At 36.3% G+C, this 14,619-nt stretch carries 10 protein-coding genes and 1 tRNA gene; 6 read left to right on the top strand and 5 right to left on the bottom strand.

The window, feature by feature from the left end:
- The first annotated feature begins 10 nt into the window (after positions 1-10).
- The 3 genes from ACN1CD_RS01185 (at position 11) to ACN1CD_RS01175 (ending at position 6,576) form a co-directional block, all read left to right on the top strand.
- Positions 11-1,522, top strand: coding sequence for a RagB/SusD family nutrient uptake outer membrane protein (locus tag ACN1CD_RS01185; protein WP_419128424.1), 1,512 nt, complete (start codon positions 11-13; stop codon positions 1,520-1,522).
- A 422-nt stretch (positions 1,523-1,944) separates the two neighbouring features.
- The gene (locus ACN1CD_RS01180) at positions 1,945-5,094 is read left to right on the top strand and encodes a SusC/RagA family TonB-linked outer membrane protein (RefSeq protein ID WP_419128423.1); all 3,150 of its coding nucleotides are present in this window, start codon (positions 1,945-1,947) and stop codon (positions 5,092-5,094) included.
- 12 nt (positions 5,095-5,106) lie between these two features.
- Positions 5,107-6,576: a RagB/SusD family nutrient uptake outer membrane protein gene (locus ACN1CD_RS01175; RefSeq protein WP_419128422.1), complete on the top strand. Its 1,470-nt coding sequence runs from the start codon at positions 5,107-5,109 to the stop codon at positions 6,574-6,576.
- A 61-nt stretch (positions 6,577-6,637) separates the two neighbouring features.
- On the opposite strand, the gene ACN1CD_RS01170 is transcribed toward ACN1CD_RS01175, so the two are convergent.
- Entirely contained in the window at positions 6,638-7,045 is a 408-nt protein-coding gene (locus ACN1CD_RS01170; RefSeq protein ID WP_419128420.1) for a DoxX family protein, read from the bottom strand.
- Between the two features lies 1 nt (position 7,046).
- Positions 7,047-7,946, bottom strand: coding sequence for a S66 peptidase family protein (locus tag ACN1CD_RS01165; RefSeq protein ID WP_419128419.1), 900 nt, complete (start codon positions 7,944-7,946; stop codon positions 7,047-7,049).
- 40 nt (positions 7,947-7,986) lie between these two features.
- Between ACN1CD_RS01165 and metG the strand changes: the two genes are divergently transcribed.
- The 3 genes from metG (at position 7,987) to ACN1CD_RS01150 (ending at position 11,412) form a co-directional block, all read left to right on the top strand.
- Positions 7,987-10,095, top strand: coding sequence for a methionine--tRNA ligase (gene metG, locus ACN1CD_RS01160; RefSeq protein ID WP_419128418.1), 2,109 nt, complete (start codon positions 7,987-7,989; stop codon positions 10,093-10,095).
- A 75-nt stretch (positions 10,096-10,170) separates the two neighbouring features.
- A tRNA-Arg gene (locus tag ACN1CD_RS01155) sits at positions 10,171-10,243 on the top strand.
- A 53-nt stretch (positions 10,244-10,296) separates the two neighbouring features.
- Positions 10,297-11,412 (top strand): tyrosine-type recombinase/integrase, encoded by a 1,116-nt coding sequence (locus tag ACN1CD_RS01150; protein ID WP_419128417.1) that lies wholly within the window; start codon positions 10,297-10,299, stop codon positions 11,410-11,412.
- Positions 11,413-11,483: 71 nt separating this feature from the next.
- Here ACN1CD_RS01150 and ACN1CD_RS01145 read toward each other — a convergent pair whose 3' ends face one another.
- The 3 genes from ACN1CD_RS01145 to ACN1CD_RS01135 form a co-directional block, all read right to left on the bottom strand.
- Positions 11,484-11,945 (bottom strand): JAB domain-containing protein, encoded by a 462-nt coding sequence (locus ACN1CD_RS01145; RefSeq protein WP_419128416.1) that lies wholly within the window; start codon positions 11,943-11,945, stop codon positions 11,484-11,486.
- Positions 11,946-12,159: 214 nt separating this feature from the next.
- A complete protein-coding gene (locus ACN1CD_RS01140) occupies positions 12,160-13,941 on the bottom strand; it encodes an NACHT domain-containing protein (protein ID WP_419128415.1) in 1,782 nt (593 codons plus the stop codon).
- Between the two features lie 232 nt (positions 13,942-14,173).
- Positions 14,174-14,614 (bottom strand): hypothetical protein, encoded by a 441-nt coding sequence (locus ACN1CD_RS01135; RefSeq protein WP_419128414.1) that lies wholly within the window; start codon positions 14,612-14,614, stop codon positions 14,174-14,176.
- Positions 14,615-14,619 lie beyond the last annotated feature (5 nt).

The raw sequence follows: 14,619 nt of genomic DNA, 5'->3' as shown, positions 1-14,619 counted from the left end.
TCAAATAGATATGAAAAAGATATTTTACTCAGCAATTTTAGCCACCGTAATTTTAGGTGGATCTGGCTGTAAAAAAGATTATCTTCAAACAACACCAACAGATAAGATCGATAGCAAAGATATATTTTCGTCTACGGCTAATGCGAGTGTTGCTTTAAACGGGATATATCGTTATATGTTCGAAAGAACAACCACCACTACAAGTAATGCACAGGGAAAGCCAGGGGTTGCCGGGATTCTTTTGGGTATAGACTTCATGGGAGAAGATTTACATCAAGCGGCAGCAACATGGTTCACCTCAACAGGTGAAGGTAATTATATCGCTGCTCGTACAGATAATGCGGCTAGCAATCTTTATTATTACCGTACATTTTTTAGGATGATTGGTAATGCCAATTATATTATTGATAATATCGATGCTGTTGAAGGTCTGGCAACAGATAAGTCGAGAATTAAAGCTGAGGCTTTAACCTTAAGAGCTTATGCTTATTCTTATCTGGTTCAATTTTATGGCACAAGGTATAACCCAGATGCTAAGCCAAATAATCAACTTTCTGTTCCCCTTCCATTAAAATCTACGGATACAAAAATGCCTAGAGTTAGTGTTGAAGCTGTTTACACCGCTATCGTTGCGGATTTAGATGCAGCTATAGCGTTAAACGCAGTATCTGTTCCAAACAAAACTCATGCTGGTGTTTGGGTAGCAAGAGGACTTAGAGCAAGAGTGGCTTTAACAATGGGCGACTATACAAATGCAATCAAATATGCCAAAGAAGTTGTTGATGGTAATGTTTTCCCGTTAATGAGTCAGGCAGATTATCAAACTGGTTTTAATAACATTAACCTATCTGAGTACATGTGGGGGGCCAACCCAACTACAGAGCAAGGAGATACCTTTGGGTCGTTTTTTGCACAAATTGCTTATAATGCAAATTCAAGCTATCAGCGCGCTACACCAAAAATGATTAACTCTAAATTGTATGATTTAATTTCTTTAACAGATGTGAGAAAGAAAATGTGGGAGCCTTCACCTACCGCAACTAACTTCCCGCTACCTTTACCTACCTTTGTTAGAAGGAGTTATATGACGAGAAAGTTCTCTGTTAAGGCTGTAGGTGACCCATCTTTAGGTGATGTGCCTTGGATGAGAAGTGCAGAGATGCATTTGATTCTTGCCGAAGCTTATGCCAGAAGTGGTCAAGACGCTTTAGCACAAACTGCTTTATTTACATTAGTTTCTAAAAGAGATTTAAGTGCTGTTAAGAGTACAAAAACAGGTGCTGCTTTGGTAGACGAAATTATGGTAAACCGTAGAGTAGAACTATGGGGTGAAGGTTTTAGATATTTAGATTTAAAACGGTTGAATTTACCTTTAGACAGAACTATCGCGAACGTTCCAAATTATGTTCCAGCTTCTGTTGCTAACGTATTGCAAATTCCTGCAGGAGATCCGAGATTCTTATTTTTAATTCCTCGTGATGAGATTAATGCAAACCCAAATCTAGGTCCGCAAAACCCATAAATTAAGATTGTGTAATAATATCAAAGAGGCTGTTCAAAAACAGCCTCTTTTTTTTTGGTCTTAATTTTCTTCGAATAAGGTGTTAAATAGCAAATTCAGTCTTTTAGAAGCTATTCATGGCTTTTTTTTCTTAAAAAATAAAATTATGATGAGGATTGTGTTTCTTTAAGCATCCTTTAACAATTTATTTTTTATCCTATTTTAATGTAATTGTATCTTTTTAGTAAAAAATATATTAAAAATTTTATAAAAAGATTTGTGTTTTTCTGTTTAAGTATTACTTTTTGTTTGTTTAGGTGTTTTTTTTAGTTAGTTATTCCGGAATGAGCCATATTTATCATTTCTAATTTGTTTTGTAAAATTTGCATTACAGCATGTTAAGTTTTATATTGTGATCTTATTAACTAAACTAAACTAATTTTATGAAAAAACTTTTACAAAGTTTGTTCATCATTTTGTTCGTAGCAGGGAGTGCTATGGCTCAAGATAGAACAATCACTGGAACAGTTACGGGAAAGGAAGACGGTTTGCCGCTTCCTGGAGTAAGTGTAAAAATTAAAGGCGCAGTTGGTGGAACCACTACAACTGCAGATGGTAAATACTCAGTAAGAGTAAACTCAAAAGCTACAACATTAGAATTTTCTTACATCGGATTTCTGCCGCAGTCAAAACCAATTGGGTCAGGAAACGTAGTTAATGCAGTTCTGGCAAGCGACTCCAAAACACTTTCTGATGTAGTTGTAACTGGCTACACCACTCAATCGAAAAGAGACGTAACAGGATCTATTGCCAGCATTAGTGGAGAAAAGTTAAAAAACATGCCAGTTCAAAGTTTTGAGCAAGCCTTAGCGGGCAAAGCAGCGGGTGTTAATATTATCCAGCCAAATGGTGTATTAAATAATCCACCTGTTTTTAGGGTTCGCGGTTTCAATTCCATTTCCTTAAGTTCTTACCCACTCATTATTGTAGATGGTATTCCTGTATTTACAGATAATCAATCAAGCAATAGCGCAGCAAACAATGCTTTAGGTGATATTAATCCAGCCGATATCGAATCGATTGATATTTTGAAAGATGCAGCCTCTTCAGCCATTTATGGATCAAGGGCGGCAAATGGTGTTGTGGTGATCACGACTAAAAAGGGTAAACAAGGAAGCACTAAAGTTAATTACGAAGGTTGGGTAGGTACCACTAAAGCACAAAACCTTATACCTTTATTAAATGCATCAGAATATGTGTTGATTAAAAATGAATCCAGAACCAATATTGGTCTTGCACCCGCATTTTTCCTTCAGAATAGATCTGACGGCTCGCAGGTTGAAACGAATTGGTATGATTATGCTTATAGGGCTGCGACTTCTCAAAACCATGCATTAAATTTCTCCGGTGCAAATGATAAAACTTCATATTATGTTTCTGTTGGATATAGTAACCAGGAAGGTTTCATTATTGGAAATTCGTTCGAAAGGAAAAATGGCCGTGTAAATTTGGATCATAAACTTTTCAAGAATGTAACTATCGGTACTAATTTCTCTTATAGCAATACCCTAAACAGAGCGCCTAATACAGGGTCATTACCAGGACAAGCCTTCTCAACAGTAGGTTTAGGAAGGCTGGCAATTGTATTGCCTCCAAATGTATCGCCCTATAATGAAGATGGTTCATACAATGTGAATGCATCAGGTGCAATTGGTTTAGGAGCGAATACCATCTCTTCTAATTATCCTAATGCGGCAGTGTTAATAAATCAGGATAAAAATACCTCTGAAAGTGATCGGATTATTGCTAATGCTTACGCAGCGATTGAATTGGTAAAAGGTTTAACATTAAAAACAACATATGGGCTTGATAATCTGAAGATAGATAATAATTCATTTGTGAATCGTTTACAAGGTGATGGTTTTGCTTATAATGGAGGTGCTACCAGTAATTTTGTTAAGAATAGCAGGTGGAACTGGTCAAATACTTTAAATTATGGAGGCGTATTTGGAGATCATACCATTGGCGCGTTTGTAGGAGCTGAAGATCAGTATACTAAATCCTTAGGTTACGGAGCTACCAGACAAGGTGTTATTGATCCATTTATTGAAGTATTTCAAGGATCATTTGGGACTATTACTCCAGCTGGCTTGGTTCAGGGAGATAATGCTTTCCGTTCTTATTTTGGAAGTGTAAACTATGATTATAAGAAAAAATATTACATCACCGGATCATTCAGACGTGATGGTTACTCTGGGCTATCTGCTGGCAATAAATATGGCAACTTTGGTGGTGCATCTGCTGGTTGGGCGCTTTCTGAAGAAAATTTCTATAAAGAATCTGGTTTAAGTAAAGTGTTAACCAGAATTAAATTCCACGGGAGTTATGGTGAAGTTGGTAATATCAATATTGGTAATTATCCAGCTTTGTTTTTATATAATCCCGGGCTTTACGGTTCTGCATCAGCACTTTCTTTTTCTCAAGCAGGTAACCCTGATTTGCGTTGGGAAACCAGTAAAAAAGCAGATGTTGGTGTGAATCTGGAATTCTTAGGAGGCCGATTCTCTTTAGATGTTGATTATTACCATAATAACATTGATAATTTGGTTCAAAATGCACCGCAGGCTCCATCTAAAGGAATTCCAAACAACGTAATAACTACTAACGTTGGTAAAATGTATAATAAAGGTTTTGAGTTCACCGTAAATTCAAGAAACATTGATCATGATGATTTCACCTGGACCACCAGCTTAACCTTTAGCACCTTGAAAAATGAAGTGACTGCATTGGGTAACAACAATGCCGATGTTTTTGGTGCAACTTCATTAGAAACTGCAAATATTACCAGGGTTGGTTATCCAATCGGATCAATTTACACGGTTCCAACTGCAGGTGTTGATCCGGCAACAGGAGAACGGATTTTCATCAATAGATTTGGTCAAAAATTAAGATTTAGCTTTGCCCGGGCGGCGGCGGCACGTTACCAATATTTAGAGGGAGCTAATGCTGGTCAAAATGCACCAGCTATTGATGCAGCATTAGATGCAACCATTACAGGTCAATCTATTCCTAAGTGGTTTGGTGGTTTGGATAACAACTTCCGTTATAAAGCTTTCGATTTAACATTAGGGTTAACGTTTTCAGGAGGTAATAAAATTTATTATGGATCACAGGCTGGTCTTCGCGATCAACGTTTCTGGAACAATGATGCAGGTATGCTGGATAGATGGACCACCCCTGGGCAGGTTACAGAAATCCCTCGTGTTGTTTACGGCGATAACATATCAAATGGTTCAGCTTTTGCACAATCTCAAAATGTTTATTCAGGTAATTTTTTAAAAGTTCGTAATCTGGCTTTAGGCTATACATTGCCAAAAGATCTATTAAATAAATACGGTGTATCAAATGTTAGGCTTTATGTTCAGTCTAGTAACCTTTGGATCATATCAAACTATCCTGGTCCAGATCCTGAAGTATCTGTTAATGGAAACTCTACTACAACAGGTAACAGCGGAAACCTTGCTCCGGGTGTTGATAGAAACTCTGTTCCATCAGGAAGAACATTCACTTTTGGTATTAATGTTGGATTTTAAAAATTAGAGATCATGAAAATTAAAATAAATAATAAATTAAAATATCTTTTTATAGCGGCGCCAATTCTTTTTGCCACATCTTGTAAAAAAGATTTCTTAACTACTGCCCCAGATACTTCCCTGCCAATTGAAGATGCTTTTGCTAATCCGGATAGAATTCTATCTCAGGTTAATGGTATCTATGCGGGAGTAAAAAATGGCCAGTTTTATGGTGGGCGTTACCTCATCTATAATGATATTCGCGGAGAAGATTTTATCGTAAATAAACCAAATGGTGTAACGGGCTTGGATACCTGGCGATTTAATGTAACCTCCGGAACAAATGAAGTGGTAAATTTATGGGGTAATGTTTATGCTGCAATAAACCGGGCGAATCTGGTAATCGAGGGTGTTAATGCCAATGCTTCTATATTAACCCCTGCATTATCAAGGCAATATATTGCAGAAGCAAAAGTCTTAAGGGCACTATCGTATTATAGCTTATTACAATTATATGCAAAGCCATATATTACAGATGCAGGTGCAAGCCTGGGTGTACCATTAAGACTTAAAGGCGAGAGAGACCTTACCGGGAATGATTTAAAAAGGAGTACAGTTGCTGAAGTATATACACAAATTTTAAAAGATTTGAATGAGGCAGAGCCTGATTTAGCATTAACTTTAACCGCAACCAGAGCTTCGAGAAACACGGCTATTGCACTTAAAACCCGCGTATATTTATCAATGGGCGATTTACCATCTGTAATAACAGAAGCCAACAAGATTGTAAGCGCTACAGCTCCATTCGTAGCTGCCACAGGTTCTCCGCTACGATTAGAAGCGAATATTACAACAGTATTTGGTGGGGCTTATACAGGTAATGCTACGGCTACAGAATCTGCATTATCTTTTCCGATGGCAGATCTAGATGCGCCTGGTACTCAAAATCAATTGGCTTTTTATTACAATGTATCTCCTAATCAGGCAGGTGGTAATGAAGAATTCTTTTTAAATCCTACAGGTATTTTGGCAAATGCTGCTTTTGCAACCGCTTCTACCGATGCCAGAAAGGGATTAACAGCAACATCAGGAGTGAATACTTACCTAACAAAATTCAAGAGGCCATCGCCTTATACCGATTATGTTCCGGTAATCAGATATGCCGAGGTATTACTTAATTTAGCTGAAGCAACAGTGGTTACTGATCCAACAAGATCGATTGCATTGCTTAATGCGGTTAGGCAAAGGTCTAGTCCGGGTTTCGTTTTTCCTGCAACAGCTTTACTACCTGCAAATCTAAAAAACACAATTTTGGCAGAGAGAAGGATAGAATTGTTAGGAGAGGGATTCAGGTCGCCAGATGTAATGAGGTTAGGTTTAGGGTTTGCAGCAAAGAGCGGTTCTCAAGGTACAGCTCCAGCAATCCCTTTCAATACCGCAGGATATGTTTGGCCAATATCTTCTGTTGAAGTTCAAAATAACAGGTTAATTGTCCAAAATTAATGAATAATTTTAAACTACAAAAGCCAGCATTTGCTGGCTTTTGTAGTTTAAAAGACTTTCTTTACTTCTTATCCACACTATATTTCCCTGGCCCAATAAAAACTAAAGCAAGAAATACAATGCCTAATTCTATGGCATGGCTGGCACCACCCAATCCATCACCTTTACCAAAGTGAACCAAAGCAGCAATAATCATAGTGAAAACAAGGGCAATGCATGCTGGCCTGAAGAATAGGCCAACAATTAATAAAAATCCGCCGAATGTTTCTGCTACGGCAGCCATAAATCCCCAGAACAACGGTAAAAAATTAACGCCTACTACTTTCATACTGCCACCCAGTTGTTCCCAGCCAGAGGGGCCGCCGGCTAACTTTGGAAAGCCATGAATAATGAACATGATGCCAAGACCTATTCGCATCACAAGTAAACCCGTATTGCGGTATTTACCTAAATTATCAAAAATTGCCATGTTATAAATATTTAAATTGAACGTTATTTGTTTCTATTTTTAAGGATACATGAGCACCCAGAATCATACTTAAATTATTTTCAATATGCCCGGTTGGAAAATTAAAACAAACCGGATAATCATATTTCTTCACTATATCCCAAATTACCTCATCTGCAGTTTGTCCGAAAGAGATTTTTTCTTCTTCAATCTCATTAAAAGCACCAATAATCAAGCCTTTTAAATTTGCCAGTTTGCCAGCCCTTTTTAGCATGCGCATCATCCTGTCTATGCTGTATTCATGTTCGCCAACATCTTCCAGAAAAAGAATTTTATCATCAAAATCCATTTCCGACACAGATCCTTGTAACATGGCGAGGAGTGTTAAATTTCCACCAATTAATACACCTTCTGTTTCGCCAGAGCGATTCGTAAATTCACTATCGTAAGTATAGGTTTGTTTCTCGCCAAATAAAGCTTTTTTTAAAGAAGCTATCGCTTCAGGCGTGCTTTCCTCAAAAGTATAAGGCATCTGGCCATGCAAGCATTGGATTCCGCTCTGCGAAACAATATGTGATAATAAAATCGTAATATCACTAAACCCAACTACCCATTTCGGGTGTAAGTTAAACGGTGTAAAATCAAGTTCATCAATAATTCGAATGGTACCATAGCCTCCCCTGCCAGCAATGATGGCTTTGATGGATGGATCATCTAAAAATTGTTGCAGATCTTTCGTCCTTAGTTTATCCGTTCCGGCAAATTGATGGTGACTGGCATAAACGCTTTCGCCAATAATTACTTCTAATCCCCAACTGGTTAAAAGCGCAATGGCTTTATCAATAGACTTCGGTAATTTCTTCGCCGGACAAACCAAAGCAATCTTATCTCCTTTTTTTAAATACGGGGGCTGTTTAATCATCTTCAAAACACTTATCTTTGCCAAATTAATAAAAATTGTTTTGGATAATAGTAAAATAAAAAGATATACCTTAACGGCAGCACTTCCATATACCAATGGGCCTGTTCATATTGGGCACCTGGCTGGTGTTTATATTCCTGCAGATATTTATGCCCGGTACCTGAGATCGAACAAGCGCGATGTAAAGTTCATTTGCGGATCTGATGAAAACGGCGTGCCGATTACGTTAAAAGCCAAAAGAGAAGGAATCACACCGCAAGAGGTGGTAGATAAATACCATAAAATTATTGGCGATTCTTTTAAAGAGTTTGGTGTATCTTTTGATATTTACCACCGTACATCATCGCATACGCACCATCAAACTGCATCAGATTTCTTTAAAACCCTGTATGATAAAGGCGTTTTTACAGAAGAAGTTACCGAACAATATTATGACCCTTCAGCCAAACAATTTCTAGCAGATCGATACATTACAGGAACTTGCCCGAAGTGTGGCAACGAAAATGCTTATGGCGATCAGTGTGAAAATTGTGGCTCAACGCTCAATGCTACCGATCTGATTAATCCGAAATCCACCCTTTCAGGTGATCAACCAATTCTTAAAGAGACTAAAAACTGGTTTCTGCCGCTAGATAAGTACGAAGAAAGGTTAAGAACTTATATCGAGGGTCATAAAGAGTGGCGTCCAAATGTTTATGGTCAATGCCAAAGCTGGTTAAATGCCGGTTTACAACCACGTGCCATGACCCGAGATCTGGATTGGGGGGTGCGTGTGCCACTTCGCGATGCAGAAGGTAAAGTATTATACGTTTGGTTTGATGCGCCAATCGGTTATATCTCCGCAACTAAAGAATTGTGCAATTATGCCAAATTGGATGTTTGGAATCCAAAGGCAGAAGAGTATTACATTAGCAATTACGAAAGCGATAAATGTGGTTGGGAAGAGTACTGGAAGAGCGATGAAACCAAATTGGTGCATTTCATCGGGAAGGATAATATCGTTTTCCACTGTATTATTTTCCCTGCGATGCTGATGGCGCATGGCGAGTATACCCTTGCAGATAATGTTCCGGCAAATGAATTTTTAAATCTCGAAGGCCAAAAAATATCCACTTCAAAAAACTGGGCAGTTTGGTTAAACGAATATCTGCGCGAGTTTGAAGGCAAACAAGATGTTTTACGTTATGTGCTTACGGCAACCGCTCCGGAAACCAAAGACAATGATTTTACCTGGAAAGATTTTCAAGCCAGAAATAACAATGAATTGGTAGCTATATTAGGCAATTTTATTAACCGCGTGGTGGTGCTTACCCATAAATACTTCAATGGAATAGTGCCCACTTGTATGGAAATCACGCCGGTAGATCAGGCGGTAATAGATGAACTGGCGGGCTATCCTGCAAAGATCTCTGCGTCGATAGAAAACTATCGCTTTAGAGAAGCCTTATCAGAAGTAATGAACGTGGCCCGTTTAGGGAATAAATACCTGGCCGAAACCGAACCTTGGAAACTAATTAAAACAGATGAAGATCGGGTTCGTACCATTTTACACCTGTCACTTCAAATTGCAGCTAATATTCAGGTTTTAATTGAGCCATTTTTACCTTTCACGGCCGAGAAACTCATGAATATGCTTAAAAATGGCGGTCATGACTGGGATGATGCCGGTGCCGTTGATCTATTAAAGCGTGGCCATGAAATTGGTGAAGCCGCTCTATTATTTGAAAAAATAGAAGATGCTGAAATTGATTTTCAAATCGAAAAACTCAACCAAAGCAAATCAACCAATGCAGCCAATAATGTGGTAGCAACACCAGCCAAAGAGAATATTAATTTTGATGATTTCTCTGCGATGGATATTCGCGTGGCCACAATCGTTACTGCAGAAAAAGTAGAAAAAACAAAGAAACTGTTAAAACTTACCGTAAATACAGGTTTGGATGAACGTACGGTAGTTTCGGGCATTGCCGAGCATTATAAACCTGAAGATATTGTGGGTAAACAGGTTAGCATCATCGTTAATTTAGCGCCAAGAGAAATTAAAGGTATTTTATCACAAGGTATGATTTTGATGGCTGAAAATTCAGAAGGAAAACTTACTTTTGTAGCGCCTGCTGAAAAATTTGAAGCAGGTAGTGTAATAAGATAAGAATGTTAATAATTGCGATTTTAGGTTTTGCATCTGTAAATCTAAAATCGTAACGCTGCAAATCTAAAATTATATTGGTCCCGTAGTTCAACGGATAGAATAGAAGTTTCCTAAACTTTAGATATGAGTTCGATTCTCGTCTGATTATCAATACATTACATGGTTTAATCTCAGCCTTGAGGCATCAAATGAGGTTAAACCATGTTTACAACACCAAAAATCTTTATTCCTAAAACGTCAAAAGGACGTGCGTATGTAATTTACAATTACGATGGCAAACGAGTACGTCATTACAATGGCAATTGCTTAAATCTAAACATCAATCCCAATCAGTTTCCTAATCCAAAAGATAGGGAAAGACTTGCGAAACAATTATTATTTGAGGTTAATAATGCTTTAAAAACGGGATTGAATCCTTTTGAAATAGAAACAGAAAAGCCAAGTCTGAAACAATCTCTAAAGATCATTCTGGATGAAAAACTTGGCTCAAATCTGTGTGATCTATATAAGCGAAATCTTAATGCTGTACATCGTATGTTTATTGATTTCCTTCCTTCATCAGATTTAAATGGTAAATGTGACAGTCTTAAACTTGACAAGGTCGAATCATTCCTTAACAAGTTTCAAACCAGTGAGCGAAATTATATTAATAGGCGAAGATGCTTGGGGATGTTCTTTAATGAAATGGTAAGGAAAGGATTTGCCACCAAAAATGTCGTTAAGAATACTAAACCTGCTAAAGCTAAGGCATCGTTGCATGTTCCGTACTCTGATACTCAATTGAAGCTAGTCTTAAATTACTTAAAGGAAAGTCAACCAAACCTCCACTTATGCTGTTTATTAACCTATGGTTGCTTGCTTCGGCCACATCACGAAATCAGGTTATTAAAGCTAAGGCACATCGTTAAAGATTTTACTCAAATCCAATTATCAGGTAGTGAAAATAAGAGTAAACGTGTTAGAACAGTTCATATTCCGGAGTATATTCAAGTAGAATTACGGTCAAGGTTAGCAAATATTAGTGATCCAGAGATAAATATCTTTACCCTAACGGATAGTTCATATAGTGTAGGATATTTCAACCTGATGTGGGGTAAAGAGAAGATCAAAATGTTTAAAGAAAAATTACTTGAGGCAAACCAGACAATATATTCATTTAGGCATACAGCAGTAATAAATGTATATCAGAAAACTAAAGATCTGCACATCGTTCAGCAGCTTTTACAACATTCCAATATGATAGTTACACTTAACTATTTAAGAGGCTTAGGTGAAATGAATGATGATAAATTAAAGGATGTTTTGCCAACATTATAGACGTTAACGATAATTATCAATAAATATATAGTGATTGCCCTAGTTGATCTTTCCAACCAGGGCAATTAAATTTAAATGATACATTCATCAGCAAAACTGTAATAGCTATAATTGGTAACGATCAAATGGTCGCACACCTCTATATCTAATAGTTTCCCTCCCTCAGTCAACTTTTGGGTTAGTTTCTTATCTGCCTCACTAGGATTTGTATTACTGCTCGGGTGGTTATGCGCCAATATTATTTTACTAGAATTGGTCTTCAAAGCGACTGAAAATATAATCTTCGGATCTGCTAATGTTCCCTGTACCCCACCAGTAGATATATCAACAATTCCCAATACTCGATTACTGGTATTTAGTAAAATCACCTTAAACTCCTCTAAAAGTTCTATTTTTCCAACTTGCCAATGCTCCATTAAAATGCGATAAGCATCCCGAGAACTATTGATTTTTGGTTGTTCAGTAATGTTGTAGTTTGATTTGTAGCTTACTTCAACTTCAGCCACTTTGAATGGGTTTTGTTCTTGTACCATATGATTTAATTAATTATGGTACTGATGGCAAGCTTTAATCAACCAAGTCCAAGAAGCAAACGAATAAATAGCCTGTGTGTAGGGATGGAGCGTTTATGCGGGAAGTTATTGGACGCTTCAGCAGATTAAAGCTTAAATTTGTTGAATTATTAATTATATAAAAGGTAAAGCAATCATTTAATAACTCGTTAGATCATCATAGAATACAAAATATCTAAAGCTTCAAAAGGTCGTCGATACTTGCTTTCTTCTGTGCAATAGTCGCTTGAAATTCAGATATTTTTTGCGTTAAATTCATTTTTAAATTCTCAATTAATTCAGTAATGCCATATTGCATAAGAAGGTCCTTTGTCATAAGGCTATTTTGTAATTTTACCGCATAATTTCCAGCTTTTATAAAATTTTCAAGCTCTTCTTTATAGACGTCCAATAACTTATCTTCGATGTTTTTTGTTCGTGGAAAAATCCAAAAAGGAACATACGAGAAAGGAATAGCAAACCTAATGATTTTGCTCAGGAAGGTATCACCTTGCATAATGTAAACCGGAATTTCTCCATTACTAATTGATTGCTCGTCATTCATGTACAATTTCGGATCATATAGCTTTACAAACACGTCATAAAGATCTTCTCCCGATTTGAATTCCTTTTGAGCAAGCTGTAAATTAGGAATAAGAAATTTTTGTAAAAAGGTATTTTCATCCAATTCCAAACATAAGCTCCAAAGAGTAAAGTTATCGCCTGTACTAGACTTTAAGAAAGTTGTCGCCAAATTTGAATACGCTTTTTGCTTCTTCTCTGTTGGAAGTCTGCTAATGAAAAAAGCAGTAAAATACTCTTGCATTGATCGGTGGGGAAATCGGTATTCAAAACCATCTAATACTAAAATAGAAATAGAAGTTCTGAGGTCATGAATTAAAGCGTCCGTATCATATTTTAAAGAAAAAGTTGTCTTAATTTTCTGCAGGTAATCATAGAGTTTCTCATGAGTAAAGTCATAGCTCCCCTCTAATAATGTTAAATAACAAAGGATAGACAAAATATTTTCAAAATCATCCAATTGCATTTTGGTCTTTTTCTCACGTAAGAAACTATTTTTAGTTATACCGTCATGTTTTGAATATAAGGTGTCAAAAACATTTCGATAGAATGCACTTTTACGCTTAGGGATTTCTGGATGATTTTCAAAAGCCATTATAAACATGGAAAGAAGTAATGGATTTCTAAGGTATTCCGAATAGTTTTGATTTTCCTTAATTGTTTTTATAATTCTATTTCTTTTCTCCTCTTCATCGACAAGCCTTGTTATGAAGTGTGTGACGTCTTCATTTTGTAGCTCGCAAACTTTGAAGTCATAAAATCTCGGGAAATTTTCTATTCCACTTCCAGGACGAGTCGTTATTAGATAATTATTTAAAGGGTATGTATCAATAAACAGCTCGATTTGTCTATTGATCTCTTGGTTTTTTTCAGAGAAAATTTCATCATATCCATCAAGCAGAAATAGAAATTTTCCACTTTGTAGAGCCCTTGTTAAAGTGATATCATTAGGTTTGATCCTCGTTTTAAGAATTTTTTCAGATATTAGGTTTTCAATTCCGTGATCATAGTCATTTAGATTTCTTAGTTCAATTAAAATGGGGATTTTCTTTCTCTCCTCTATTGTTTTTAAATAGATGTATTTTGTTAATGTCGTTTTGCCACTTCCTGCTGAACCAATAATTGTGATATACTTATATTCATCAAATGCAGATTCTATGTCAGCAAAATCAGCAGTTAATTTTTTATACGATGCTTTTATGGGATGATAAATGTTCTTAAAAACAACTTTTTCGTTCCTATGTATAAAAGTGTTTGTAAAGTAGAATTTCTGAGTTTGCGAATGAAGGTAATCTGACAAGCCAAATTCAAATAAGTTTTTCCACTCAGCATTAAGAAGTTTATACGCTTCGAATAGGGGCTGGATCAATCCGGTGATTTCAGTTTGAGTCGTCATGAGTATATTTTTATTTGGAAAAAATGAAGAAACTATAATGTATCAAGTATCATAATTTTATATCGATTCTTATAATTTATTGTTTAGAAGCCTAATTTATTTTTGCCTTAATCTAGGTTTTGCCTCAACTCCTTCTCCGTTAAGTATTGCAAAGTGCATTTAAAACTTTTATTAATATAATTCGAATATTTAAAGGACACTAACTACAATAAAAAAGCGCCCTTTAAATCATCTAAGTCTGATCCATTAGTTCCAATATATTTTTAGATAAAATTGAGAATGAATGAACCAATTTAGTCCTAGATGTATATTTAGTGTATTTAGTGCCCCGTAAGTTATTTAAAATATCTGAAGCCCATTTCTCAAACTCTCCGTTGTTAATGTCGAAATGAAAGTCGTGAGCAATCTTATTTCTTATTCTATTTATAGATTTTAGATACTTTATTATTAATTTTTTGTTATCCTGATTATTTACTGTAGTTTGTTCAAGGGCAATTATTTTTCTGTGAAATGAATAGTTATCACTATCGCTAATCTTGGATTGTTTAAGTACTGATCCTAATATTATCTCAACAAGTAAATGTCCTTTTAACAAAATTAATTCTAGGTCATATTTTGAATTGAGGTGTCCCCATACAGCCCATTCGACAAGGAAATCTATTTTGTTTTCCATAGCTA

It is taken from the genome of Pedobacter sp. N23S346 (genome assembly GCF_048515415.1).
Classification (GTDB): Bacteria; Bacteroidota; Bacteroidia; order Sphingobacteriales; family Sphingobacteriaceae; genus Pedobacter.
This window is presented reverse-complemented; position numbering and strand designations above follow the sequence as displayed.

What these genes read in the sequence shown, in the direction of transcription:
- ACN1CD_RS01185 (WP_419128424.1), top strand. Translation starts at nt 11, where the DNA reads ATGAAAAAGATATTTTACTCAGCAATTTTAGCCACCGTAATTTTAGGT.
- ACN1CD_RS01180 (WP_419128423.1), top strand. Translation starts at nt 1,945, where the DNA reads ATGAAAAAACTTTTACAAAGTTTGTTCATCATTTTGTTCGTAGCAGGG.
- ACN1CD_RS01175 (WP_419128422.1), top strand. Translation starts at nt 5,107, where the DNA reads ATGAAAATTAAAATAAATAATAAATTAAAATATCTTTTTATAGCGGCG.
- ACN1CD_RS01170 (WP_419128420.1), bottom strand. Translation starts at nt 7,045, where the DNA reads ATGGCAATTTTTGATAATTTAGGTAAATACCGCAATACGGGTTTACTT.
- ACN1CD_RS01165 (WP_419128419.1), bottom strand. Translation starts at nt 7,946, where the DNA reads ATGATTAAACAGCCCCCGTATTTAAAAAAAGGAGATAAGATTGCTTTG.
- ACN1CD_RS01150 (WP_419128417.1), top strand. Translation starts at nt 10,297, where the DNA reads ATGTTTACAACACCAAAAATCTTTATTCCTAAAACGTCAAAAGGACGT.
- ACN1CD_RS01145 (WP_419128416.1), bottom strand. Translation starts at nt 11,945, where the DNA reads ATGGTACAAGAACAAAACCCATTCAAAGTGGCTGAAGTTGAAGTAAGC.
- ACN1CD_RS01140 (WP_419128415.1), bottom strand. Translation starts at nt 13,941, where the DNA reads ATGACGACTCAAACTGAAATCACCGGATTGATCCAGCCCCTATTCGAA.
- ACN1CD_RS01135 (WP_419128414.1), bottom strand. Translation starts at nt 14,614, where the DNA reads ATGGAAAACAAAATAGATTTCCTTGTCGAATGGGCTGTATGGGGACAC.